Origin of the sequence: Aeromonas sp. R4-2 (genome assembly GCF_040908295.1) — a bacterium.
Taxonomy (GTDB): Bacteria; Pseudomonadota; Gammaproteobacteria; order Enterobacterales; family Aeromonadaceae; genus Aeromonas; species Aeromonas veronii.
Genome location: NZ_JBFODL010000024.1, coordinates 154437 through 178623, shown reverse-complemented (window position 1 = coordinate 178623; position 24187 = coordinate 154437). Strand labels below are relative to the sequence as shown.

Below are 24187 nucleotides of genomic sequence, written 5' to 3'. Positions count from 1 at the left end.
GGGGCATGCCTTCATTTCCTTTGACGAGTGCCTCGCTGAACATAAGGATATCCCGACGTAGATGAAGCCGACATTACAGTTGCGTCTCGGTCAGTCCCTGACCATGACGCCGCAATTACAACAAGCGATTCGTCTGCTCCAGCTCTCCACTCTGGAACTTCAGCAGGAAATTCAGCAAGCGCTCGAAAACAACCCTCTGCTGGAGCAGGAAGAGAGCGAGGCGCAAGAGACCAGTCCGGAAGCGCCGGTCGATGCCAGCCAGCTGGATTCCAGCGATGCCATGGCTCAGGAGCAGATGCCGGACGAGTTACCGGTGGATACCACCTGGGACGAGGTTTACTCTGCCGGCACTGCCCAAAGTGCGGGCCCCATCCACGATGGGGAAGATAGCGTCTATCAGGGTGAAACTACCGAAAACCTGCAGGATTATCTGCTGTGGCAGATGCGGCTCACACCTTTCAGCGATGTGGATGCCGCCATCGCGCTCGCCATCATCGATGCCATCGACGAATCCGGTTATCTGACCGTTGCGCTGGAGGATATTCAGGCTGCCGTCACCAGCGATGACGTAGAGGTGGAACTCGATGAGGTCGAGGCGGTACTCAAGCGGGTGCAGCACTTCGATCCGGTCGGCATTGCTGCACGTTCTGTGCAGGAGTGTTTGCTGATCCAGCTGGATCAGTATGACCCGCAGACCCCCTGGCTCAACGAGGCCAAGGAGGTGATCCTCGAGCACATGGAGCTGCTCGGCAACCGGGATTACCGCACCCTCGCCCGCAAGACAAAACTCAAAGAGAGCGACCTCAAGGAGGTGCTGGATCTGATCCAGCTGCTGGAGCCGCGTCCCGGTAACGGCATCATCCAGAGCGACTCCCAGTACGTGATCCCCGACGTCTCCGTGGTCAAGAAGGGCAGCAAGTGGGTGGTCGAGCTCAATCCCGACTCCGCCCCCCGCATCCGGGTCAACGAGACCTATGCCGCCATGGCACGTAACGCCCGCAGCAGCACCGACACCCAGTTTATTCGCTCCCATTTGCAGGAAGCCAAGTGGTTCATCAAGAGCCTGGAAAGTCGCAATGACACCCTGCTGAAAGTGGCCAGTTGCATTGTCGAGCAGCAACAGGGCTTTTTCGAGTATGGTGAAGAGGCGATGAAGCCGATGGTGCTCAATGACATCGCCGAAGCGGTAGAGATGCATGAGTCGACCATCTCCCGGGTGACGACCCAGAAGTACATGCATACCCCCCGTGGTATCTTCGAATTGAAGTTTTTTTTCTCCAGCCATGTGAACACCGAAGGAGGAGGAGAGTGCTCATCGACCGCAATTCGCGCGCTCATCAAGAAGCTGGTCACGGCAGAGAATCCTGCCAAGCCGTTAAGTGATAGCAAGATCGCGGATTTGCTGGCCGAACAGGGTATTATGGTGGCGAGACGCACGATCGCTAAGTATCGCGAATCCTTGTTTATCCCACCTTCCAATCAGCGCAAACGCCTGGTTTAGGCAAACAAAAGGATGATGTTATGCAAATTAACCTGACCGGACACCATGTCGAGATCACCGAAGCTCTGCGTGATTATGTGAATAACAAATTTGCCAAACTCGAGCGTCACTTCGACCACATCAACAATGTTCATGTGGTGCTTAGCGTGGAAAAACTGAACCAGATAGCGGAAGCCAAATTGCACGTCAGCGGTGGCGAAGTGTTTGCCAACTCTGAACATGCCGATATGTATGCTGCGATAGACACCTTGCTCGACAAGCTGGACAGGCAGATCATCAAGCACAAAGATAAGTTAAATAAAAAATAACCATGCAACTTGAACACATACTGAGTCGGGACTGCACCAAGAGTGCAGTCCCTTGTACCAGCAAGAAACGCGCCCTCGAAATCATCAGCGAGCTGGCCGCCGAACGCCTTGGCACCTCCCGTCAGGCGCTGTTTGAATGCTTGCTGGCCCGTGAAAAAATGGGTAGTACCGGGATCGGTGCCGGTATTGCGATCCCCCACGGTCGCATTGACGATGAGTTCCCGCCAACCGCGATCCTGATGACCTTTGCCGACCCTATTCCTTTCGACTCCATCGACAATCAACCGGTTGACCTGCTGTTTGCCTTGCTGGTGCCGGAAAGCGAGTGCAAGCAGCATCTCAAGACCCTTTCTCTGATGGCTTCCAAGCTGGGTGACAAGGCGGTTTGCCGCCAGTTGCGTCAGGCAACCAGCGACGAAGAGCTCTATCAGATCATGACCTCGGCCTGACAGCAGGCCAAGGATGAGACACCCGTTTTGGCGTGAGGGAACAAGATGCAGTTAATCGTGGTAAGTGGACGTTCGGGCTCCGGTAAAACGGTAGCCCTGCGAGTGCTGGAAGATCTGGGTTACTACTGTGTGGATAACCTGCCCGTCAATTTGCTGCCCCAGCTGATTGTCTCGGTGGAGAGCCAGTACGACAAGCTGGCGGTCAGCATCGATGTGCGCAACCTGCCGAGCGATCCGGAGAAACTGGAAAATCTGCTGGCTCAGGTGCGCAATGAGGGGCGGGTAGAGTTCTCCAGCTTCTTCTTCGACGCCGACAACGGCACCCTGCTCAAGCGCTATGGCGAGAGCCGCCGTTTGCACCCCCTCTCACGCAACAAGCTGTCGCTGGATGAGGCGATTCGGGAGGAGACCCACCTGCTGGCGCCACTCTCCTCGACTGCTGACCTGCGTATCGACACCACCACCCTCAGCATTCACGACCTGAGCGAGCTCATCAAAACCCGGGTACTCGGCAAGAAAGAGAACGAGCTGGTGCTGGTGTTCGAGTCGTTCGGTTTCAAATATGGCATCCCCAAGGATGCCGACTTCGTGTTTGATGCCCGCTTCCTGCCCAACCCGCACTGGATCCCCGAGCTCAAGCCCTTCACCGGCAAGGATGAGCCGGTCGCCAACTACCTCTCGGCGCAGGCTGACGTGATGCTGTTTACTCAGCAGATCGAAAACATGCTGGCGACCTGGTTGCCCCATCTGGAGCGCAACAATCGCAGCTACCTCACGGTCGGCATCGGTTGCACCGGCGGTCAGCACCGCTCGGTCTTTATTGCAGAGCGGCTGGCCAGTGCATTCCGTTTGCTTGGCAAGAACGTGCAGATCCGCCACCGCACTCTCGACAAGAGTGCCCCCCAATCCTGACGGACCAATAGGACGACCCGATGACTGTTTCCGCCTCGGTTGAAGTGAAAAACAAGCTGGGTATTCATGCCAGACCTGCCATGATGCTGTTCGAGCTGGTGCAGGGTTTCGATGCCCACGTGCTGCTGCGCAATGAAGATGGTGTGGAGGCCGATGCTGACAGCATCATCGGCCTGCTGATGCTGGATTCGGCGCAAGGGCGGCAGGTGGAAGTACAGGTTGAGGGTCCCGAAGAGGTCGAGGCTCTGGCCGCCGTGGTGGAGCTGTTCACCTCCGGCTTCAATGAGGAGTAGTCACTCCTCGTTATATGTTATGAACCGGTACGCGCCAGCGCTTTGAAGCTGGCAAAATCCCGACAAGCCAGCAGGTTCCTGCTGGCTTTTTCGTTCATCAGTGCCAGAAACAGGTCGTAGAGACCCATCGCCTCCTCATAATCGGCCTTGCTGATGGCCAGCACGAAGATGAGCGTCGCGATTTCCCCGTTGCCCCAGTCGATCCCCTGCGGTGCCAGTACGGTGTACACCAGAGTGCAGCGCGCCAGCAGACCGAGAGAGTGGGGCAGGGCGATCCCTTCTCCCAGCATGGTGGAGACGATCCGCTCCCGCTCCTGTAGTGAGGCTCTGAAGCCGCTTTCCACCAGATCTTCCGCCTCCAGCTGATCACAGATACGGGCAAACAGTTCGTCCTGGGTGAGGGGTTCTTTGACCACCATGAAGTGGTCGGCATCGAAATATTTGTCGAGCATGTAGGGGCGGGTGCGGTCGATCAGCACCAGCTTGCCAAGCTGCTCCAGCTGGTATTGGGTCGGGAAGGGGGCAACGAGTACCACGGGGGCGTTTTTTTCGTTCACCTTGACGGTACTGATGACAAAGTCCTGCGCGATCTGCGCCAGACCTTCGTAATCCCGCACCGACTCCAGCGTGGTCAGCTGCAACTGGGGATACTCCCGCTTGATGCGTGCTTCCAGTACCCGGAAGGTGGCGTTGCCCGCATCGCAAAGCAATAGCGCCTGCGGGCGGCGGGTATAGCCTATGTCGTAATGGCGCTCCAGCCCGACCCCGATATGGATCACCAGATAACCGATCTCGTGATGGGTCAGTCGGTAGGGGGTCTGCTTGATCCACTCCGAAATGGCCGCCAGCGTGATGTCGTAGGCGAGGGGGTAGTACTGCTTGATGTGATCGGCCAGCGGGTTGTGGTTGCCTATCTGGTATTTGACCCGTAGCAGCATGGCGCTGATATGGGTTTGCAGGTCGGCCCGCAGCTGTTGGTCGCCTCGCAGGTCGTAAGGGTAGTGTTGATGAATGTAGGTCAGCAGATGTTCCACCAGCTGTTCGCTCTCTGCGGCCATGGCAGGGCTGAGCTGGGGAGTATCGGCAATCAGGCGCGCCTGGATCTGGATGGCGAGACCGGCGATCTCATCCTCTACGGGGGGCGTCAGGGTTGGCAATACCGCATATATATCGCGAGATACTGCCAGCAGCGGCAGAGTCAGATCTTCGCTGGCGAAGTGGCGCAACTCGTGACCGGATGCCTGACGCAGCAGGGCAACGGCGCAGTAGATGGCGAGCTGCTGCAAGCTCTCGTCAGCGAGACGCAGCTGATGTCGGGCAAGCTGGGCATGGATGTGATTGCCCACTACCTCCATCGTCTTGCTGGGGCAGAGGTTGGGTAGCAGGGTTTGCAACTGGTTGTTGTGCAGCAACTCCTGATAGAGCAGTTGGGTCAAACAGGCACGGATCGCCGTCTCCTCCCCCTGAATGCGCATCCCCAGGCGGGGTTTGCTCTCGACGCTGAGCCTGAAGTGGCTGAGTTGCTCACGGACTTCCGCCATATCCCCTTGCAGTGCCGCCCGGCTCAGATACCAGGTATCAGCCAGCTCATCGAGCTTGATCCCCTGCTCTGCCGTCAATAGCAGGATCTGCAGGTGCAGCACCCGCTCCCGGCTGGTGCGTGGCAGGCCGCTATCCTGACCCTGGGCCGCCAGCAGGGCGTCGAACAGTCCCTGATTGTAGATCTTGAGCTGGTAGCCGCTGCCACGCTGGTGGATCAGGTGAGCGCCGTGCGTTGCAATCAGTTCGTTGAGGGTCGCCACATCGGTGCGCACCGTGCGGGTGGAGACATTAAGGCGGCGAGCCAGCTCCTCCTGCGGCAGTGGTTCGGCGTGGAGCTGGATCAGCAGTTGATGGAGCCTGGGGTGTGGCAGCTTGATCATAGGGGGTATGCAAGACTCCTGTTGCGAGATAAAGGGTCGATGTTAACAAGTGGGTCATCAACAAGCCAGGCACCGGTCAGTGATTGAACCGGTGCCGTGACTGCCATCAGGCCAACAGTCGTTTCACTATGGCCAGCAGAGTCCGCACATCCTCGGGGCGAGTGTGCCCGCTCGCGCTGTCGATGATGGAGCTGTAGACGTGCGGGATCACCTTCTCGACTCCGGCATCCAGCGCAATCCGCACTATCTCCTCGAAGTTCTCCAGATCGATGCCGCCAGTCGGCTCCAGCCAGAAGTTGTTGCGGGCACAAGCCTCGGCCACTGCCTGATACTCGTCGCGGCAGGCCAGCCCGCCCATGGGGAAGAACTTGACCGAGCTGCCGCCCATGTCCTTGAGCAGGGCGATGGCGGTATCGAGGGGCACTATGCCATCCGGCTGCCCGGCGCTGAGTGGACCGGTGGAGATCTTCACCATGCCCGGCATGCCGGTAGGGGAGATCAACCCATTCACCAGCGTTTGTGACTGGCCGAGCAGCGCCCGGCTGGCGCCGACACCGGTGAACACCTGATTGACGTGCTGGGGCTGCAGTTGGCAGGCCAGTTCGGCCACCATGGCGGATTGGCGCGGATCGCCGGCGCCCAGCCCGATGGAGAGGGCGTTGTCGATAAGCTTGGCGTACTCCTTCATATCGGCAACTGCGGAGGGAATATCCGGGTAGTTTTTGGAGAGCACACCGACCAGCACGTGGCCTTCGGCTGCGTCATATACCTCGACGGCATTCTCTTTGGAACCTGCCAGCACGTTGAGACAGACCCGATCACGGTAGTAGTTGGGGGTAAGGGACATCAGCGATTCTCCTGAACGAGGTTGGCAATGGCGGAGTGGATTTGGTCGAGCTGGGGCACGGAGACGCTGCGCACATCGATCTCGATGTGCCCCTCGTTGGCCTTGTAGCCGCGGCAGTAGATGGCAGGCGTGCCCTGTTGCAGACGGGTGACGACCTGCACTGTGGTCATGCCGATCTGCTGGTGGTCAAACGCGATATCGGTGCGGGCAATGTCGCGTCCTGCGCTGTCCCACACCACTTTGGCGGTGACGCCGGGCAGCTGGTTGAGACGCTCGATGAAGGGGCTCATCTTGGCGACCATGGCGGCGCCGCTCTCTTTCTCTTTGGCCAGATAGCGCTCGATAGCGTGGGTCAGGCCGAGGATCCCCTCCTTGCCCACCTTCATGGCGCGACCGATGCCATTGGCCTGCTGTTTGACCCACTCCACGTACTGACGCTTGCCGAGCACCAGCCCGCTGGTGGGCCCTTCAATGGCTTTGGCACCGCTGTAGATGACCAGATCCGCTCCCTGGTTGTAGTAGAGGCGCAGATCCTCTTCGGCAGCCGCATCGACAATGAGCGGGAGCCCGTGGGCCTTGGCGACCTCGGCGGCCTCGGCCACCGACAGAATGCTCTTCTGCACGCAGTGGTGGGACTTGATATAGAGGATCGCAGCGGTGTTGGCATTGATGGCAGCGGCCAGTTGGGCGGGGGAGCACTCGTTGGCGTAACCGGCTTCCACTACCTTGCCGCCACCCAGATTGACCATGGTACCGACGGGGGCGCCAAAGTTGACGTTGTGCCCCTTGGGCAGCACGATTTCGCTCGGCACGTCATGAGGGTGGGCATGCAGTTGCTCGAGGCGGTAGGGATCGCCGCGCACTATCATGGCGGCGACTGACTGGGCGATGCCGGCGCTGGCACAGGAGACCACCACCGCATCTTCCACATCCAGTAAACCAGCCAGATAGGCGCCGGTCTTGTTGACCAGATCCTTGACCTCGAAGTAGTGGCCCAGGCCAAAATTGACCGCATCGACCACCTCCTGCTCGGGGGTGGAGACGCCGAGTATGGTCATGCGCCCGGAGGCGTTGATCACCGGTTTGAGCTGATATTTCTCATAAACAGAAGGCATGGTGTGATTTCCCATAGTGAGTCAGAACCAGTTCGCCACCGACCAGGGCGGCGAGAGGCTGCAGTTGTTGGTCACCGCTGCGGGACTGGGCTTCGGTATCCATAAACAGGGTCGGGCCGCTGGCGACCTCGAACAGGGTCAGATCGGCATCGGCGCCTACCTCAAGCCGCCCCTTGCCGGAAAGGCGCAGGGCATCGGCGGCCTGATGGGTGACGCAGGCGAGCACCTGCTCCAGCGTCATGCCGATGGCGAGAAACTTCGACATCACGTGAGCCAGACTGTAGACCGGCCCCTTGATGCGGTTCTTGCAGTAGATGTCGGAGCTGATGGTGCGGGGCAGGATCCCCTGCCGGATAGCCAGCTCCGCCACCTCGAAGCTGAAGCTGGCGCCGCCGTGGCCAATGTCGAGCAAGAGGCCCCGTTTCATTGCCTCGCGCACCGCCTGACGCAGCTCGCCAGCCGGGGTCAGAATGCGGTTCGGTTTGCCATTGAAGCAGTGGGTCAGCAGATCGCCATCCCCCAGCAGGGCAACTATCTCGTCCAGATCCGGCGGCGTGTTGCCCACGTGCACCATCAGCGGTAGCTGGCCGTGGGTCTGTTGCAGCGCCTTGGCCATGCGCAGCGGTTGTAGACCTTTTTCTCCGACCACGCTGCCGCTCATCCGCGCCTTGATGCCGACAATAAAGTCGGGGTGGCGGCGAATGGCTGCCGAGGCAAGATCCATATCGAGGTCCCGGCTATCAGCCAGTTCGTTCTGGCGTAGCAGACCGATGCGGGAGATGTTGAGCAGGGCATGCACCCGGGTCTTGCAGCCCGCAGCGATCTGCTGGAAGTCATCCACATCGTCGGCTCCGGTGCTGCCGGCGTCGATGACGGTGGTGACGCCGGACTCTACGCCCACCTTGTCCGGCTCATCGTGATAGATGGGGGAGGTGGGGTAGCAGTGGGTGTGGCCATCGATCCAGCCAGCGCTCACATGCACCCGGCCGCCGAGATCCAGGATCTGCCGCGCCGTTGCCGTCTCCGGCAGGGAGCCGATGGCGGCGATTTTGCCCTCCCTGATGGCGATATCGACGAGCTGGCCATCTCCCAGCCGCCCCGCTTTGATGATGATGTCGTACATGCTGATAACCTCTGGCGAGCCGCCCCGCAGGGCGGCTGGTACTTACACAAGGGCGACCGGGAAGAAGGTACCCAGCAGCATGGCTCCCAGGATGGCACCGCCGGTGATGGGTTTGCCCCACACGTAGAACAGCAGCGCACCCAGCAGGGAACCGATACCGATGGGGATGGAAGCGCCCATGGCGGAGAGGATGATGAGGGGGCCGAGGAAGCGGCCAGAGCTGTTGCCAGCCCCCATCATCACGTCAGCACCGTAAGTGGAGTTGCTCTGGTTGATGGTGAACTTGCGCGCCAGAATGATGACGTAGCCGATGGCCAGACCAATCCCCATGCCGGTTGCCAGCGAGGCGCCGAAGTTCTCCACCGGATAGACGATGCCGGCCCCCAGCAGAAGTGCTGGCACGCCGAGGCCAACCCCGGTCTGGATGGCTCCGCCGATATCCAGGATCCCCACCAGGGATCCCTCGATGATGCGGGCGAACAGGAAGCTGGCACCGAACGCGGCTACCGCGCCGTAGGCACCCGTGTCCATGCCGGCTTTCAGCATGGCGACGAAGGCTACCTCGTTGAAGGCACCGACCCCGTACAGATAGAACATATGGGTACCGGCAAAGACCCCGGCCGAGAGCAGGCCGACGAAGATGGGGAATGACCAGTCGGCGTACCAGAAGTTGTTTTTCAGTTTCTCATCCATGGTGTGACCCCTTATTTGCCGCTCAGCAGGTTATGGACACTTTCCAGCCACAGGGGAACACCCATATGGAAGGATTCAATCAGTTTCATGTCGAAGCCACGGAAGAAGCCGCTCAGCACGAACAGCAGGACGATGGCTGCCATCATCACCTTGGTGACGTGGTTCCAACCGCTCTCTTCCACGCCTTTGCCGATCAGGATGCCGAGCACCAGACCCGGTACCGCGTTGCCCATGATGAGCTGGGCCAGACCGCCGAAGATGGTGGCCCAGAAACCGGATTTCTTGCCCGCTTCGATGGCGGCCAGCCAGAAGATCACCGGCATGACGGTGTTGACCAGCAGGTTGGCGGCCGGTACCAGCACCTTGACCGCAGTGACCTGCAGGGCGGCCGGGACGGCAGCCGCCGTGCTGTTGAGGAAGGCAACCACGATGGCGCCTATGATGCCGCCGGCGATGGCCATCTTTTTCGGGTCGTGCAGGGTGGTGGCGAGATCCCGATTTTTGAACAGCAGTGCCGCCGTGGCCCAGTGCGGGATGATGCGGTGATCCACATCCTGGGTGAAGGCGCCTGCCGCCACAGTCGAGGCCCAGGCGTTGAAGAAGAAGCCCAGACCAAACGAGAAGTGAGAAGCGGGATCCCCCTCGCAGGAGTTAAGTTCGCCCAGGGTGCGGAAGGCTCCCATGCCCTGTACGGTCGGGGCGTGGAACATCCGCGCCGCGCCGGCCCCCACCCCGACGCCAACCAGGCCGCCAATGATGAGTGACTTGATAAAAATGATTAGAAACATCCAACGTATCCTTCTTGTGGGGTTGTGCCTGCGCAGGCATCACACCTGGGTGAATGTCACCTTGGCGACATCCAGACTGGTGACCTGAACCTTGATCTCCAGCTGGACGCGGTATTCGCGGCGCTGGCGCGGCAGGAAGAAGAACAGGAACTTCTCCACTCGGACCGACTCCTCGGCTTTGAGCACCTGTACATCGACCGGCTCAATGCGCAGCAGTACCTGCTGGTTGTCCTTGAGCAGTGTGGGTTGCACCTGGCTGAGGGCGGAGGCAAACGCCTGCTGGCGTGTCGTCCCCTTGCCGTTGACGATGACCTGGGTGGTGAAGTTCTCTTTCATCAGGCGCGTCCGTGCTTCTTGGCGAAGGCTTCGACCAGCTTCTGGCCCAGCTCTTCCTTGTCCATGAAACCGAAGCCCAGCACTACACATCCTTCGTTGATGGCGGTGACGCCCTCTTCAACAGAGCGCATGCCGTAGCGGCACTTGTAGCCGTATTTGGTCTGGGCGGTGATCGCCCCGGCGCCGCCGCTGCCGCAGAAGGAGATGCCGAGATCCGCCTGCTCCTTGTTCATCACATCGCCGAGCTTCATGTCGGCGGCCATGCCGGGGATGATGGTCACGTTGGCCCCGGCAGCTTCCGCGCCTGCACCCACTTTCTGACCCTTGCCGAGACGGTCTCCAATCACGAGTTTGATGGCTGTCATATCGATTTCTCCTTGAGTTAGTGGTTCTGCACCGAGCTGAGTTCGTTTTCTTTGGCGACTTCAAAATGGACGGACAAGAGGTGTGCCTCCTCATGAGCAAGCTGATCCAGCCAGCTGACGACCTGTTCGGCGAGACGCAGTGAGAGGGGGGAGATCTCTTCAAACAGGCTGAGGTCAACTTCTGGCAGGGGCTCGCCGCTGTGGGAGCGCCACACCATGGCTTTGACATGGGAGGCCAGCATCTGCCGTTGCACCTCGTTGGGGATGATGCCCTGTTCGGCCAGCAGGGGATAAATGCGCGCGAGGATATGATCGGTCTGGCGCAGCAACTCCGGGCTGTTCGGGGTCAGGGTCTGGTCGTGAGTCTCTGTTTGCAATGTCTGCTCTCCAAGGCTGGCAGAAGGTATGGCGTTACCCTAAGCCTGCGCGTCGATGTGGAGGAGGCAGTGTTTTTCCGATTCGAAGCGGAAATTCCTGAGGAAATGGCCCCAAAGTGAGCGTTTGGATACTGAAAAGACAAAAAGAGTGTTTATTGGGACCGGTTTTGTGTGATCGGTAGCGCACTAATCGGGGGGCGGGGGCAGGGCAAGCGTTGCGGGAAACTGTGAGTCATCTCACGGTAAGAGACGTTGCCGAGAGGGCAGATATGGAAAAGGGCGGTTTCCCGCCCTTCTCATAAAAAGGAGTGACGCTAGCTGGCCGATGTTGCGCTCGAGCTGGCGGTTCTCTGCTGATAGCGCAGATCTTCCTCTATGGTGACCACCACTTCCAGCGGCTTGCCGGAGCGGAATACCGAGATGGTCAGCTTGGTGCCGGGGCGGCTTTCGACAATCTTGTCCATGGCGCTGCGTACGCCACTGATGGCCTCTCCGTTGATCTTGAGCAGCACATCCCCTCGCTGCAGGCCGCCTTTGGCCGCCGGGCCGTTGGGATCCAGACTCTCCACCACCAGACCACGCAGGTCGCCGAGGTTCATCATCCGCGCGACTATGGGGTTGATCTCGACACTGGAGATCCCGAGGTAGCCGCGGATCACCCGGCCGTTGGCGATCAGCTCATCCATGATCCGTTTTGCCAGCCGGTAGGGGATGGCGAAGCTGATGCCGTAGCTCTCCTGATTGCCGTTGAGGTGATAGGTGGCGGTGTTGATACCCACCAGATCGCCACGGCCGTTGACCAGCGCGCCACCCGAGTTGCCCTCGTTGATGGCGGCATCGGTCTGCAGCAGATCCTGACGGCCATTGCTGTCGGGTCCCATGCTGGAGAGGCCGGTACGGCCGGTCGCACTGATGATGCCCTGAGTGATGGTCTGGCCGACGTTGTAGGGGTTGCCGATGGCGAGCACCACATCCCCCACTTCTGGTAGCCGCTCGGGATCCTGCGGGATCACCGGCAGGTTGTCTGACTCGATATAGAGCACGGCGAGGTCGGTGAGCTGATCGGTGCCGACCAGCTCGGCACTGAAGACCCGACCATCCTGCAACGCGACGATGATCTGGTCGGCATCGGCGATGACGTGGTAGTTGGTCAGTACATAGCCGCGCTGATTCATGATGACGCCAGAACCCAGCCCTTGCGGGCGCAGTTCCCCCTGATTGCCCTGATTGGGGGCAAAGCTGCGGGTGTAGATGTTGACGACGGCAGGGCCTGCCCGATGGGCGGCATAGGAGAAACTCAGTTCACGGGCATTGGTGATGATGCCGGGCAGTTGGGCACCACCGCGAAAATGGGGAAACAGCAGCAACAGCAGCGCTGCGACGGTCAATCCAAAACCGACAGACTTGCCCAAGTAACTGACTAAAGGGGGGATTTTCATGTCATTCTCATCCGTACAGGCTGCGCGCAGAGAATAACACTATCGATGGATAAAAATCACCCGCGGTGAAGGCCGCGGGTGATAGAGAGAGTAGCGAACAACTTGAGCGTTAGCGGATCACCAGATAGAGCGAGGAGTCGCCGCGCTGGATGTTGAGCGCCAGCACGTCAGGCTTGTTCTTGAGCGCCTTGGTCAGCTCGCCCAGGGTGTTGATGCGCAAGCGGTTGACCCCGATGATGATATCACCCTTCTGCAGGCCGGAAGCGGCTGCCGGAGAGCGCGGATCAATATCGGCCACCGCGACGCCGGAGACCGGGTCGGTAGTGGTGCTCAGCTTGGCCCCTTCCAGTGCCGGATGCAGCGCACTGGCGCGTACTTCGCTGTCATCAGCCTGCTTCAGGGTCACCTTGGCCGTTTGTGACTTGCCATCGCGGATCAGTCCCAGCTCGACCTGCTTGCCAGCGCCCATGGTGGCGATCTTGGCGCGTAGCTCACCGAAGGAGCGAACCGGTTTGCCATCGATGCTGACAATGATATCGCCAGCCTTGATGCCCGCCTTGTCGGCCGCCGAATCAGGCATGACCTGATTGACGAAAGCACCATCCTTCTTGTTGTAGCCGAAGGTTTTGGCGATGTCGGAGGTGAGCTCGGTGCCGGTAATACCCAGCTGGCCACGACGCACTTCACCGTACTTGACGATCTGCTCGGTCAGATCCCGCACCATGTTGGAGGGGATGGCAAAGCCGATGCCAATGTTGCCGCCGTTCGGGCCCAGAATCGCGGTGTTGATACCGATCAGCTCGCCACGCAGGTTGAGCAGAGCGCCGCCGGAGTTACCGGAGTTGATGGCCGCATCGGTCTGGATGAAGTTCTCCAGATTCTCGATGTTGAGGCCGCTGCGACCCAGCGCACTGACAATACCGGAGGTGACGGTCTGGCCCAGACCAAACGGGTTGCCGATGGCCAGCGCATAGTCACCTACCCGCAGCTCGTCGGAGTCGGCGAACTTGATCTGCACCAGATCCTCGGCCTTGATTTGCAGCAGGGCGATGTCGGACTGCTTGTCTTCACCGATCTTCTTGGCCGCGTACTCACGACCATCCTTCAGATTGACCTTGATCTCGTCCGCCTCGTGCACCACGTGGGCGTTGGTGATCACGTAACCCTTCTTGGCATCGACGATGACACCGGAGCCGAGCGCCTGGAATGGCTGCTCGCTCACCTGTTCATCGGGCATGTTGGGGCCGAAGAAGAACTTGAACTGTTCCGGCAGACGCTGACGGGTAATTTTTTTGCCAGAAACCGAGATATTGACCACCGCCGGGGTGACCTGTTCGAGAACAGGCGCCAGGCTTGGCATCTCCTGATTTGAACCTAACAGGGAAGGCAGTGCAGCCTGAGCAGGGGCCGCAGACATGGCGATACCGACACTGAGGGCTAGCACACTGAGCATGGAAAGAGGTTTACGCATATGAAAAACAGCTCCCAGAAAAAGTTGCATTGCAATCGTCAAGGTCAGACCACGGGACTGGCCAATTAGTTCCGCGAGGAACTAGTTTGGTTGCTTGAGCAGTCCGGAAGAGGCGCCAGCATAGTCGCGAGGCGGAATGCCCGGCTCTTCTGCCACATTGGCAGGGGCTTCTTCTACCAATGATTCGCGGAACAGCGGTTCCTGCGCCTTGGCCAGGAATTTGCTCTGCTCGGCCATGTGGCGATAGAGGGTCTGATACTGCTCGGCCAGTTGCTCCATCAGGGCGGCACTGTCGGCGAAGTGGGTGTTGATCTGGCCCTGATAACTCTCGAGCTCCTTGTGGGCCTTCTTCAGTTCCTGTTCGAGACGGCCAGCATCGCGGCTACGCACCGAAAAACGGCCGAGAACGATACCGATAATCAAGGCCGCGACAGCCAGCAGGATCCCAGTTAACAGACTCATAGATGCTCCTTGTTACAGCTAAAACAGAGTGGGTTTATGCGGTCGTCATAACCGCCATGCCTTGATGGCACTATACCGTGCGTCCTGAGGCCGTGATACCATTTTGTCCTCGATTCAGGGACTTGGAGAGGCGCTCAAGGATGACACCGCAGCAAAAATACCAGCAGGATCTGCTGCGCCCCGGCTTTGTGGCCGACCCCGCGCAGGGGATGGCCATTAGCAGGCTGGAGCGACTGTATCAGGATTTGCTACGGCGCCCGACTCCGACCAGATCTCGAGGGCTGCTGGGTTGGCTGCAAAAGCCCAAGCCGCCGGAGCCCGTCCTCGGTATCTATATGTGGGGCGGAGTGGGCCGAGGCAAGACCTGGCTGATGGATACTTTTTTCGACAGCCTGCCTGGGACGCGCAAGATGCGCAGCCATTTCCACCGTTTCATGCACCGCATTCACGATGAACTGCAGGGGCTGAGCGGGCAATCCGACCCCCTCAAGCTGGTGGCCAGCAAGCTTGCCAGTGAAACAGACATCATCTGTTTCGACGAATTTTTTGTCTCCGACATCACCGATGCCATGTTGCTGGGCACGCTGTTTCAGGAGCTGTTTGGTCACGGTGTCGTGCTGGTCGCCACTTCAAATATTCCGCCGCAGGATCTTTATCGCAACGGGCTGCAGCGAGCCCGTTTTCTGCCTGCTATCGAGCTTATCGAGCGCCATTGTGAGGTACTTAACGTGGATGGTGGTATCGACTATCGCCTGCGTACGCTGGAACAAGCCGAGATTTATCACTGCCCGCTGGATTTGCAGGCAAAAGCCAATCTTGACCACTATTTTCAGCAATTAACCGGCGGACACACGGCTTGCGAGGGGACGTTCGAGGTCAATCATCGTCAGCTGAGGTCGCTCGGGATGGGGGAAGGGGTGCTCTATATGGAGTTTGAGCAACTTTGCTGTACTCCCCGCTCCCAGAACGACTATATCGAGCTGGCCAGACTGTTCCATACCGTTCTGCTGGCCAATGTGCAGCCAATGGGCACAGGCACGGATGACGCGGCTCGTCGCTTCATTGCCATGGTCGATGAGTTCTACGAACGGCACGTCAAACTCATCATGTCGGCGGCTGTTCCCATGACAGAACTCTACGGCGAAGGGCTGCTGAATTTCGAATTCCAACGCTGTCTTTCACGGCTTCAGGAAATGCAATCGCACGAATACCTTGCCAGAGTGCACCTTCCTTAGTCACAATACCGCGCCTGCCAGTCGGATGGGCATCTGCGGCAGGTAGGGCCGGGCGACATTTGCTGGTTTCATGGCAGTGAAATTAGCAGGTGATATTTAAGGCAACTTCACTTATAATCGCCCGGCCCACGTTACAGCTGTCGATAAGACAGCAACACTTTAAGCTTTACTTGTATTCGAAGGGGTACAGGTAGGCCATCGTTTGTTGTTTGTGGGAGAGCCCCCATAAGCAATTGGGTCTGTAACAGGTAATTGGGTTTAACTTAATGAAAACTTTCGTTGCCAAGCCAGAAACCGTAAAACGTGACTGGTACATTGTGGACGCAGAAGGTAAAACTCTGGGTCGTATCGCAACCGAGATCGCTGCTCGTCTGCGTGGTAAGCACAAAGCTGAGTACACTCCGCACGTTGACACCGGTGATTACATCATCGTTGTAAACGCTGAGAAGGTACACGTAACCGGTAAGAAATTTACCGACAAAATGTACCACGCTCACTCCGGTTTCCCGGGTGGTATCAAGTCAATCAGCTTCGACAAGCTGATTCAGCGTAAACCGGAAATGGTAATCGAAGCAGCCGTCAAAGGCATGCTGCCGAAAGGTCCTCTGGGCCGTGCCATGTTCCGTAAACTGAAAGTTTACGCAGGCGCCGAGCATGCTCATGCTGCTCAGCAACCTCAAGTACTGGATATCTAATCGGGAACTGGCAACATGGCAGAAAATCAATACTACGGTACCGGCCGTCGCAAAAGCTCCACTGCTCGCGTATTTATCAAAGCGGGTAGCGGCAAGATCGTAATCAACCAGCGCTCCCTGGAGCAGTACTTCGGCCGTCCGACTGCCCGCATGGTAGTTCGTCAGCCGCTGGAACTGGTTGAGATGACCGAGAAACTGGACCTGTACATCACCGTTAACGGTGGTGGCATCTCCGGTCAAGCTGGTGCGATCCGCCACGGTATCACTCGTGCTCTGATGCAGTACGACGAAACCCTGCGTTCCGAACTGCGTAAAGCTGGCTTTGTTACTCGTGATGCCCGTAAGGTTGAGCGTAAGAAAGTTGGTCTGCACAAAGCTCGTAAGCGTCCGCAGTACTCCAAGCGTTAATTCGCTTTTGGTACTCACTCTTTCGAGTGTCAAAAAAGCCTGGCGGTTGCCAGGCTTTTTTTATTGGTAATATTACCGACATCAATGCTAACCACGCGTCACAAAAGACAAAAAATTGTTTCTTTATTGTTTTCATTGCTCACCGCTCTTTCTTGTCAAGTTGTTATCTTTTCTTTAAAATTTCCCCTGTTTTCTGTGGCAATTGTAAATCCAGCTTCCGCCGCTGTTGTCACGGGAAAAATGGGGAACAGGGACACTATAAGAATGTGCGGAGTCCACATGGGAGAGTTTTTGGATGAGCAATGCGCCAGTTGATACCGGTCGCCGCAGATTTCTTACCTGGTCAACGGTTGCCGTTGGTGGGGTAGGAGCTGCGTTTACCGCAGTGCCGTTTATAAAGTCATGGAATCCGAGCGCCAAGGCCAAAGCAGCCGGTGCGCCGGTTGAAGTCGATATCAGCAAGTTGGAACCGGGTCAGCTCATCCGTGTCGAGTGGCGAGGCAAGCCTGTCTGGGTGGTGAAACGCACCAAACAGACGCTGGATGCCTTGGCCGCGCATGATGACAAGCTGCGGGATCCCTCATCTGAAGAGCCGCAGCAGCCTGACTATGCCCATAACGGGTACAGATCGATCAAGCCCGAAATTTTTGTCGCGGTCGGTATTTGCACCCACTTGGGGTGTTCACCTTCCTATCTGCCTGACAGCTTTGGCGAGCAGGTGCAGGGCGTTACGTCCGGCTTCTTCTGCCCGTGCCATGGCTCCAAGTTCGACATGGCCGGCCGTGTGTTCCAGGGGGTGCCTGCACCGCTGAACCTGGTCATTCCGCCCTATCAATTCATTAATGACACCACCATCCTGGTCGGTGCCGATGGCAAGGAGGCCTGACCATGTTGAGTAAACTGATGGGCTGGATCGATTATCGATTCCCGCTCACGGCCATGTACAACGACCACATGGCCAAGTATCCGGCACCGAAGAACCTGAACTTCTGGTACTTCTTCGGCTCGCTGGCCATGCTGGTGCTGGTCAACCAGATCATCACCGGTATCTGGCTGACCATGAACTACAACCCCTCTGCGGAAGGTGCGTTTGCCTCCGTGGAGTACATCATGCGCGATGTGGAGTACGGCTGGCTGCTGCGTTACATGCACTCAACCGGTGCGTCTGCATTCTTCATCGTGGTCTACATGCACATGTTCCGCGGCATGATCTATGGCTCTTATCAGAAGCCTCGTGAACTGTTGTGGATCTTCGGCATGCTGATCTTCCTGGTGCTGATGGCAGAGGCCTTTATGGGCTACTTGCTGCCCTGGGGCCAGATGTCATTCTGGGGGGCTCAGGTCATCATCTCGCTGTTTGGCGCCATTCCGGTCATCGGTGACGATCTGACCCTGTGGATCCGCGGTGACTACGTGATCTCCGGTGCGACCCTGAACCGCTTCTTCGCGCTGCACGTCATCGCGTTGCCGCTGGTGCTGGTGATGCTGGTTGCCATGCACATTCTGGCGTTGCACGAAGTGGGCTCCAACAACCCGGATGGTATCGACATCAAGAAGCACAAGGACGAAAACGGCTGGCCGCTGGATGCGGTGGCATTCCACCCTTATTTCACCGTCAAGGACATGATCGGTGTGGCGGGCTTCCTGTTCTTCTTCTGCGCCATCATTTTCTTCAAGCCGGATATGTGGGGTTACTTCCTCGAGAAGCCGAACTTTGAAGTGGCCAACGGCCTGAAGACTCCTGCTCACATCGCGCCTGTGTGGTACTTCACTCCCTTCTACGCGATTTTGCGTGCCGTACCCGACAAGCTTCTGGGCGTCATCATGATGGGCCTCTCTATTGTGGTGTTGTTCCTGCTGCCTTGGCTGGATCGCTGCAAGGTGCGTTCTGTTCGCTATCGCAGCAAGCTGCACAAGCTTAACATCGCCCAGTTCGTGGTCTGCTTTATCATCCTGGGGGTGCTGGGGGTGCTGCCGTCGACGCCGACCCTGACGCTGGTTGCCCAGATTTGTACCTTGGGTTATTTCGGTTTCTTCGTGCTGTTGTTCTTCTACAGCAAAAACGAACGCACCAAGCCGCTGCCGGAGAGGGTTACATTTAAATGAAAAAAATAATATTTGCAGTGCTGACCCTGCTGCCATCTCTGGTATTTGCAAGTGGCGGAGCTGTTCATCTGGACAAAGCCAATTACGATCTGAGTGACAAGGCATCGCTGCAACGCGGCGCGGCCACCTTCATGAACTATTGCGCCGGATGCCACTCTACCCAGTATCAGCGTTATAACCGGGTCGCAGAAGATCTCGGGATCCCCGAAGATTTGATGAAAGAGAACCTGATTTTCACCGGCGCAAAGGTCGGTGACCTGATGAAGAGCGCCATGTCAGAGAAGGATGCCGCCAAGTGGTTTGGTGCGCCGCCCCCCGATCTGACTCTGGTTGCCCGGGTACGTGGTGCGGACTGGATTTACACCTATCTGCGCTCTTTTTACGTGGATGAGACCCGTCCGTTCGGGGTGAATAATGTGGTGTTCCCGTCTGTGGGTATGCCTCATGTGTTGGAACCGTTGCAGGGAACCCCCCGTGCCGAGTTCGTCACTCACACGGTCGATGGAGTCGAGACCCAGCAGGTTGTCAGCATCAAATCTGACGGTAATGGTGAAATGGATGACGAAGAGTATGATCAGACGGTACTGGATCTGGTAAACTTCTTGGTCTACTCGGCTGAACCGGTACAACAGGAGCGTGAACGCATGGGCTTCTGGGTGCTTGGTTTCATCGTGATCTTCTTCATCTTCACTGTGCTGTTGAAGAAGGAATTCTGGCGCGACGTTCACTAAGCGACCAGATACGGGTAATATAATGCACGGCAATGAAGACCAAGATGCTTCATTGCCGTTTCTGCTTTTTAATGACGGGAGGGTTCAATGGCTGTAGCTGCCAATAAGCGTTCGGTAATGACGCTGTTTTCCGGTGCCAACGATATGTTCAGCCATCAGGTGCGTATTGTCCTGGCGGAGAAGGGTGTTAGCGTGGATATCTGCCAGGTTGATCCAGCCAATCTGCCGGATGAGCTGGCCGAGCTGAACCCGTACAACTCTGTACCGACCCTGGTTGATCGTGAGCTGGCACTCTACACCTCGCGCATCATCATGGAGTATCTGGACGAGCGCTTCCCGCATCCGCCCCTGATGCCTGTTTACCCGGTTGCCCGCGGTAACAGCCGTCTGATGATGCACCGCATCGAGCTGGACTGGTACTCACTGGCTGACAAGATCATGGCCGGTACCGATGCTGAAGCGGCACGCAACGAACTGCGTGACAACCTGCTGGCCATCGCGCCGATCTTCGGTGAAATGCCCTATTTCATGAGCGAAGAGTTCGGTCTGGTGGATTGCTACATGGCACCGCTGCTGTGGCGTCTGCCGAGCCTTGGCATCGACCTGACCGGTCGTGGCGCCAAAGAGCTGAAGGCCTACATGGTTCGTCTGTTCGAGCGTGAGTCCTTCCAGGCTTCCCTGACCGAAGCCGAACGCGAGATCCGTGCTGGCGTATGAGCATGGAACCGACAATGACACCGAGCCGCCCGTACTTGTTACGGGCGTTCTTTGACTGGTTGCTGGACAACGATCTGACCCCTCATCTGGTGGTCAACGTCAACATTCCCCATGTGATGGTGCCGATGCAGTTTGCTCAGGACGGGCAAATTGTACTGAACATCGCGCCCCGAGCCGTGATGCAATTTCACATGGATAACGAGGCTATCAGCTTCAGTGCCCGTTTTGGCGGGGTCTCCCAGCAGGTTTATCTCCCGATGGCGGCAGTGTTGGCTATCCATGCCCGGGAGAACGGTGTGGGCACCATGTTCCCGCCCGAGCCGGGTTACGATATCTGGCTTGAGCAGGCTGAAGCGCCGGTGGAGCCTGAGCCGGAACCGCCGCGTCCAAGCGGTCGTCCGACCCTGAAGGTAATCAAATAAAAAACGCAGCCGATTGGCTGCGTTTTTTTATGTGCGGTCGGGCTTAGTTCTGGGCGAACTCGAAGGCTTTGATCACGCGCTTCACGCCGGTTACATGGCGGGCGATGTTGACTGCCTGCTCTCCCTCCTGGCGAGTCACCAGACCAATCAGGAACACCTCGCCGTTCTCGGTGACCACCTTGACCTTGGTGCTGTCGAAGTTCTTGGTGCCGAACATATCGGCTTTCACCTTGGAGGTGATCCAGGAGTCATTGCTGCGAGTGGTGAAACTGGCAGGTTGGCCGATGCGCAATTCGTTGTAGACGTGGCGCACCCCTTCGATGCGACTGACAATTTTGCCCGCCTCAATCTTGTAAACGTCAGAAGGTGTCTGGCCGACCAGCAGGACGCGGCCATTGTTGCTGTAGACGCTGATCTTGCTGGCTGCGCTGAGTGGTTTGTTGTCGGCCAGCAGATTGGCCGCTTTCAGCTCGATGGTCTGGTCATCCCACTGCGCGCCCAGCGTCCGGCGATCGCCAGAGGCCTTGGCAGTCCCTGCGGCGCCGCCAACAACCAGGGCTGCGCAGCCTTGCAGCAGCAGGGTGCTAACCAGCAGACCGAGCAGGATAGTGTGCTTTTTCATGGTTTCAATCTTCCTGTTGCGGGAAAAGTGTCTGGTCGATGAGATCACACAGGCAGTGCAGGGTCAACAGGTTCACTTCCAGAATGCGAGGGCGACGGGCGGAGGGAACACGGATCTCCACATCGTTCGGGCCGAGCAGACCTGCCATTTCGCCACCGTCACCCCCACTCAGCACCACTATGGTCATGTCGCGGGAGAGGGCGGCCTCGGTGGCCTTGATCAGGCTGCGGCTGTGGCCGGAGGTGGTGATGACCACCAGAATGTCGCCAGGCTGGCCCAGCGCGCGGATCTGCTTGGCGTAGACCTCTTCAAAACCGTGGTCGGTGGCGATGGCGCTGATGGTCGCCATGTCCGGGGTCAGGGCCATACCGGGCAGGGAGGGGCGCTGGGTCTCGTAGCAGTTGACCAGCTCGGAGATGAACAGTTGCGCCAGTGCGGCAGAAGGACCGTTACCGCATGCCAGCACCTTGTGGCCATTGAGCAGGCAGATGGTGATCATCTGGGCTGCAGTATGGATGGCATCCGGCAGCGCCTCGGCGGCGGCTATCTTGGTCTGGATGCTTTCGGTGTAGTTCTCTTTGATGCGGTCAGTCATAGGGTCCTCTTAAAATGCGTTCTGGATCCAGGCTGGCTGGTCGCCCTCGAACGCAATCACATCGAATCGGCAGGCCTGATTGGCCTCGTTGATGGCATGTTGCTTCAAATAGTGGCGCGCTGCCAGCATGATCTTGTGCTGTTTGCTGCGGGTGACCGAGCTGGCGGCCCCGCCATGGCTGCCGGTGGCCCGGTAGCGCACCTCAACAAACACCAGGGTCTGGCCCTGGTGCATGATGAGATCTATTTCACCGCCACGACAGCGGTAGTTGCGAGCTACCGGTTGCAGGCCCCGGGCCTGCAACCAGCGTTCAGCGACTTGTTCAAAGTGCTGTCCCTTGCTCGTTGGTGAGGGGAACAGGCTCGGCAACTGCTGGCGCATCCGTTTCCATAGTTCCTTCATTGGAGGGCTCCTCCAGTTGCTGAACGGCGTTCTCGTCGACCAGTTTGCCGTTCTGGTAAGTACCCCAGCTCAGCATCCGCACGATATTGCCCTGGGCATCCACGCTCAGCTGACCGCTCATGCCAGCCTGCTGCATGCCGCCCACCTTGCGCATCTGCTGCAGGTTCTCAGCCAGACTGACGGCATCGTAGCCCATGGCAAACAGACGCAGCAGGTCACCCTGAGTCTGTGGCCAGAGCAGGGCGATCTGCTCGCGCTGTTTCTCGTAGCCGCCCAGCAGCAGCGGCATATCGGCGATATGCATGCCGTTGAGCTCGGAGGCGACCTCGGTGGCGGCGCTGTCGTAGCCACGGGAGCTGGTGTAGATGGGCAGGCTGCCCATCGGATTGACCGAGACATCCACGTAGGGCTTGATCATCCGGGTTTCCAGGCTGTTGGCCACCACATAAACGGCATCGATGCTGCGCGGTGCGGCATCAGAGAGTTGCACTACCTCGCCAGCACGGGCGGTAGATCGGCCGCTCAGGGCATTCTTGACCATTCCCTGTACTTCGTTGCGGGCACCGAAGGTGGCAACGACCGGCTTATCCTGGCTCAGGGTGGCCCAGCTCTGCTCGAACGCCTTGATACTGCTGTAACCGATCCGCCCCTGAGCGGCGATCAGCAGCGGTTTGCGGTAGCCCTGGGTGTAGAGGTATTGGGCTGCCTGCGCGGCATCTGCGGCGGCAGAGAGGGAGAAGTAGTAGGTGGTGTCGTTGACGACCGGCTTGTCCAGCTCGTTGAGCGCCAGTACCGGCACGGTCGGATTGGCTTTGAGCAGCTCCTCGACCCGGTCTTTCAGCAGCGGACCGATGATCATGTCTGCCCCTTCCTGAATCGCCTGCTTATACAGGTCGCCGGTCGACTTGCTCTGGGTGTCGTAGAAGTTCAGGGTGAATTGCCCCTGATTTTCCTTATAAGACATCAGCATACCGTTGCGGATGGCGGCGCCCTGCGGCTCCAGATTGCCGGAGAGGGGCAGCAGCACAGCGATCTGTTGCACCGAGGTGCTGGCAGTGGCCGCCAGATCGCCCAATCCTGCCGGCATATCCTTCTGGGCTGGATGGTTAGGGAAGTCACGCTTCCAGCCTGCCAGCTGGCGGGCCAGCAGGTTCGGCTGGGCGCCAAACTCGTTGACCAGTGCCGCCAGTCGCAACCAGCCGGTGGTCACATCAGGGGCCGGAGCCTCTTCCAGCGCCTGCAGGGTGGAGGGGGTCATGCTTTTCAGCAACGACCAGATCTGCTGATGGTTGGTCGCCTGCTCGCTCTGATTGAGGTAGGGTTCCAGTGCAATCAACGACTTGGCAGCGCCAAACTTGTTGTTGATGTCGAGCTGCAGCACCACGCGCTGGCGATACCAGTCCTTCTGGGTATCGGCATCCAGCACCACCTCGGGTTTGCCTTCCAGCAGGATCAGCGCCTGATTGGCGTGGCCTTGCGCCAGCAACAGATGGGCTTGCAGCAGTTGCAACTGCGCCTTCTGAACGGGATCTTTGGCCTGCTTCTGCAATTGCTGGAACAGCGCCGAGGCCGGTTTGGCCTGGCCCAGCGCCAGATAGCTGCGTGCCGCCAGCATCTGCCAGGTAAAGGCCTCGGCCGGCTTGGCGTGGTCCACCTGCTCAAGATACCACTGGGCATTCTTGGTCAGATTGGAGAACGCAGAGGGCATGCCTGACTGCCCTGACGGTTGATTGGGCTCCGACGCACAGGCGGCGAGCAGTACTGCCGCGAGTATGATGCCGAAGAGTCGTGATACACTTAGCTGCTTTGTAACCCGGTTCAAGTTCATTCCCCGACCAGTGTTGAAGTTCCCC

The 24187-nt window shown here is 58.4% G+C and carries 29 protein-coding genes; 13 read left to right on the top strand and 16 right to left on the bottom strand.

The window, feature by feature from the left end:
* Positions 1-61 precede the first annotated feature (61 nt).
* Genes AB5Y99_RS19020 through npr form a run of 5 tightly spaced genes read left to right on the top strand, consistent with a single transcriptional unit; the run spans position 62 to position 3463 of the window.
* Positions 62-1501, top strand: a complete 1440-nt coding sequence (locus AB5Y99_RS19020; RefSeq protein WP_005336331.1) for an RNA polymerase factor sigma-54 — start codon at positions 62-64, stop codon at positions 1499-1501.
* A gap of 20 nt (positions 1502-1521) precedes the next feature.
* Positions 1522-1809 (top strand): ribosome hibernation promoting factor, encoded by a 288-nt coding sequence (gene hpf / locus AB5Y99_RS19015; protein WP_005336323.1) that lies wholly within the window; start codon positions 1522-1524, stop codon positions 1807-1809.
* 2 nt (positions 1810-1811) lie between these two features.
* A complete protein-coding gene (ptsN, locus tag AB5Y99_RS19010; RefSeq protein ID WP_005336322.1) occupies positions 1812-2258 on the top strand; it encodes a PTS IIA-like nitrogen regulatory protein PtsN in 447 nt (148 codons plus the stop codon).
* A gap of 45 nt (positions 2259-2303) precedes the next feature.
* Positions 2304-3170, top strand: a complete 867-nt coding sequence (gene rapZ, locus AB5Y99_RS19005; RefSeq protein WP_005341768.1) for an RNase adapter RapZ — start codon at positions 2304-2306, stop codon at positions 3168-3170.
* A gap of 20 nt (positions 3171-3190) precedes the next feature.
* The gene (gene npr / locus AB5Y99_RS19000; RefSeq protein WP_005336318.1) at positions 3191-3463 is read left to right on the top strand and encodes a PTS phosphocarrier protein NPr; all 273 of its coding nucleotides are present in this window, start codon (positions 3191-3193) and stop codon (positions 3461-3463) included.
* A gap of 17 nt (positions 3464-3480) precedes the next feature.
* Here the strand turns inward: npr and AB5Y99_RS18995 are convergent, their stop codons facing one another.
* The 12 genes from AB5Y99_RS18995 to AB5Y99_RS18940 form a co-directional block, all read right to left on the bottom strand.
* Positions 3481-5385, bottom strand: coding sequence for a transcription antiterminator (locus tag AB5Y99_RS18995; RefSeq protein ID WP_368210521.1), 1905 nt, complete (start codon positions 5383-5385; stop codon positions 3481-3483).
* Between the two features lie 106 nt (positions 5386-5491).
* Positions 5492-6232, bottom strand: coding sequence for a KDGP aldolase family protein (locus AB5Y99_RS18990; RefSeq protein ID WP_368210519.1), 741 nt, complete (start codon positions 6230-6232; stop codon positions 5492-5494).
* Positions 6232-7347: a DgaE family pyridoxal phosphate-dependent ammonia lyase gene (locus AB5Y99_RS18985; protein ID WP_368210516.1), complete on the bottom strand. Its 1116-nt coding sequence runs from the start codon at positions 7345-7347 to the stop codon at positions 6232-6234. Before AB5Y99_RS18985 ends, AB5Y99_RS18990 begins: the two co-directional genes overlap by 1 nt.
* Entirely contained in the window at positions 7331-8470 is a 1140-nt protein-coding gene (locus AB5Y99_RS18980) for an amidohydrolase/deacetylase family metallohydrolase (protein ID WP_368210514.1), read from the bottom strand. The genes AB5Y99_RS18985 and AB5Y99_RS18980 overlap by 17 nt, the downstream gene beginning before the upstream one ends.
* A 42-nt stretch (positions 8471-8512) precedes the next feature.
* Positions 8513-9163: a DUF4310 family protein gene (locus AB5Y99_RS18975; protein ID WP_005355144.1), complete on the bottom strand. Its 651-nt coding sequence runs from the start codon at positions 9161-9163 to the stop codon at positions 8513-8515.
* An 11-nt stretch (positions 9164-9174) separates the two neighbouring features.
* Positions 9175-9951, bottom strand: a complete 777-nt coding sequence (locus tag AB5Y99_RS18970; protein WP_005355143.1) for a DUF4311 domain-containing protein — start codon at positions 9949-9951, stop codon at positions 9175-9177.
* Between the two features lie 39 nt (positions 9952-9990).
* Positions 9991-10287, bottom strand: coding sequence for a DUF4312 family protein (locus AB5Y99_RS18965; RefSeq protein WP_019444839.1), 297 nt, complete (start codon positions 10285-10287; stop codon positions 9991-9993).
* Complete coding sequence (locus AB5Y99_RS18960) at positions 10287-10652, bottom strand: SFCGS family glycine-rich protein (protein ID WP_005355141.1); 366 nt, start codon at positions 10650-10652, stop codon at positions 10287-10289. Before AB5Y99_RS18960 ends, AB5Y99_RS18965 begins: the two co-directional genes overlap by 1 nt.
* 17 nt (positions 10653-10669) lie before the next feature.
* Positions 10670-11029, bottom strand: a complete 360-nt coding sequence (locus AB5Y99_RS18955; protein ID WP_139494757.1) for a transcriptional regulator — start codon at positions 11027-11029, stop codon at positions 10670-10672.
* 314 nt (positions 11030-11343) lie between these two features.
* Entirely contained in the window at positions 11344-12468 is a 1125-nt protein-coding gene (gene degS / locus AB5Y99_RS18950) for an outer membrane-stress sensor serine endopeptidase DegS (RefSeq protein WP_058057526.1), read from the bottom strand.
* A 109-nt stretch (positions 12469-12577) separates the two neighbouring features.
* The gene (locus tag AB5Y99_RS18945) at positions 12578-13939 is read right to left on the bottom strand and encodes a Do family serine endopeptidase (RefSeq protein WP_005336295.1); all 1362 of its coding nucleotides are present in this window, start codon (positions 13937-13939) and stop codon (positions 12578-12580) included.
* A gap of 81 nt (positions 13940-14020) precedes the next feature.
* Positions 14021-14401, bottom strand: a complete 381-nt coding sequence (locus AB5Y99_RS18940; protein ID WP_201943710.1) for a YhcB family protein — start codon at positions 14399-14401, stop codon at positions 14021-14023.
* Positions 14402-14541: 140 nt separating this feature from the next.
* Between AB5Y99_RS18940 and zapE the strand changes: the two genes are divergently transcribed.
* From zapE to AB5Y99_RS18900, 8 genes are all read left to right on the top strand, one after another.
* On the top strand, positions 14542-15636 hold the full coding sequence (zapE, locus tag AB5Y99_RS18935; protein WP_118854504.1) for a cell division protein ZapE: 1095 nt from the start codon (positions 14542-14544) through the stop codon (positions 15634-15636).
* A gap of 266 nt (positions 15637-15902) precedes the next feature.
* On the top strand, positions 15903-16331 hold the full coding sequence (gene rplM, locus AB5Y99_RS18930; RefSeq protein WP_005336289.1) for a 50S ribosomal protein L13: 429 nt from the start codon (positions 15903-15905) through the stop codon (positions 16329-16331).
* Between the two features lie 15 nt (positions 16332-16346).
* Entirely contained in the window at positions 16347-16739 is a 393-nt protein-coding gene (gene rpsI, locus AB5Y99_RS18925; RefSeq protein WP_005336286.1) for a 30S ribosomal protein S9, read from the top strand.
* A gap of 295 nt (positions 16740-17034) precedes the next feature.
* Positions 17035-17625, top strand: a complete 591-nt coding sequence (gene petA / locus AB5Y99_RS18920; RefSeq protein WP_040068840.1) for a ubiquinol-cytochrome c reductase iron-sulfur subunit — start codon at positions 17035-17037, stop codon at positions 17623-17625.
* Between the two features lie 2 nt (positions 17626-17627).
* The gene (locus tag AB5Y99_RS18915; protein ID WP_040068842.1) at positions 17628-18845 is read left to right on the top strand and encodes a cytochrome bc complex cytochrome b subunit; all 1218 of its coding nucleotides are present in this window, start codon (positions 17628-17630) and stop codon (positions 18843-18845) included.
* Positions 18842-19576, top strand: a complete 735-nt coding sequence (locus AB5Y99_RS18910; protein ID WP_368210511.1) for a cytochrome c1 — start codon at positions 18842-18844, stop codon at positions 19574-19576. Before AB5Y99_RS18915 ends, AB5Y99_RS18910 begins: the two co-directional genes overlap by 4 nt.
* A gap of 87 nt (positions 19577-19663) precedes the next feature.
* Positions 19664-20293 (top strand): stringent starvation protein SspA, encoded by a 630-nt coding sequence (gene sspA / locus AB5Y99_RS18905; RefSeq protein WP_005336279.1) that lies wholly within the window; start codon positions 19664-19666, stop codon positions 20291-20293.
* Entirely contained in the window at positions 20290-20715 is a 426-nt protein-coding gene (locus AB5Y99_RS18900) for a ClpXP protease specificity-enhancing factor (protein ID WP_368210509.1), read from the top strand. Before sspA ends, AB5Y99_RS18900 begins: the two co-directional genes overlap by 4 nt.
* Positions 20716-20758: 43 nt before the next feature.
* Here AB5Y99_RS18900 and dolP read toward each other — a convergent pair whose 3' ends face one another.
* From dolP to AB5Y99_RS18880, 4 genes are read right to left on the bottom strand one after another with little or no spacing between them, the layout of a single operon-like run.
* The gene (gene dolP / locus AB5Y99_RS18895; RefSeq protein WP_005336277.1) at positions 20759-21337 is read right to left on the bottom strand and encodes a division/outer membrane stress-associated lipid-binding lipoprotein; all 579 of its coding nucleotides are present in this window, start codon (positions 21335-21337) and stop codon (positions 20759-20761) included.
* A gap of 4 nt (positions 21338-21341) precedes the next feature.
* A complete protein-coding gene (locus AB5Y99_RS18890) occupies positions 21342-21932 on the bottom strand; it encodes an SIS domain-containing protein (RefSeq protein ID WP_368210508.1) in 591 nt (196 codons plus the stop codon).
* 9 nt (positions 21933-21941) lie between these two features.
* Positions 21942-22334 (bottom strand): YraN family protein, encoded by a 393-nt coding sequence (locus tag AB5Y99_RS18885; RefSeq protein WP_085941981.1) that lies wholly within the window; start codon positions 22332-22334, stop codon positions 21942-21944.
* Positions 22255-24042, bottom strand: coding sequence for a penicillin-binding protein activator (locus tag AB5Y99_RS18880; protein ID WP_368210505.1), 1788 nt, complete (start codon positions 24040-24042; stop codon positions 22255-22257). The genes AB5Y99_RS18885 and AB5Y99_RS18880 overlap by 80 nt, the downstream gene beginning before the upstream one ends.
* Between the last annotated feature and the right edge of the window lie 145 nt (positions 24043-24187).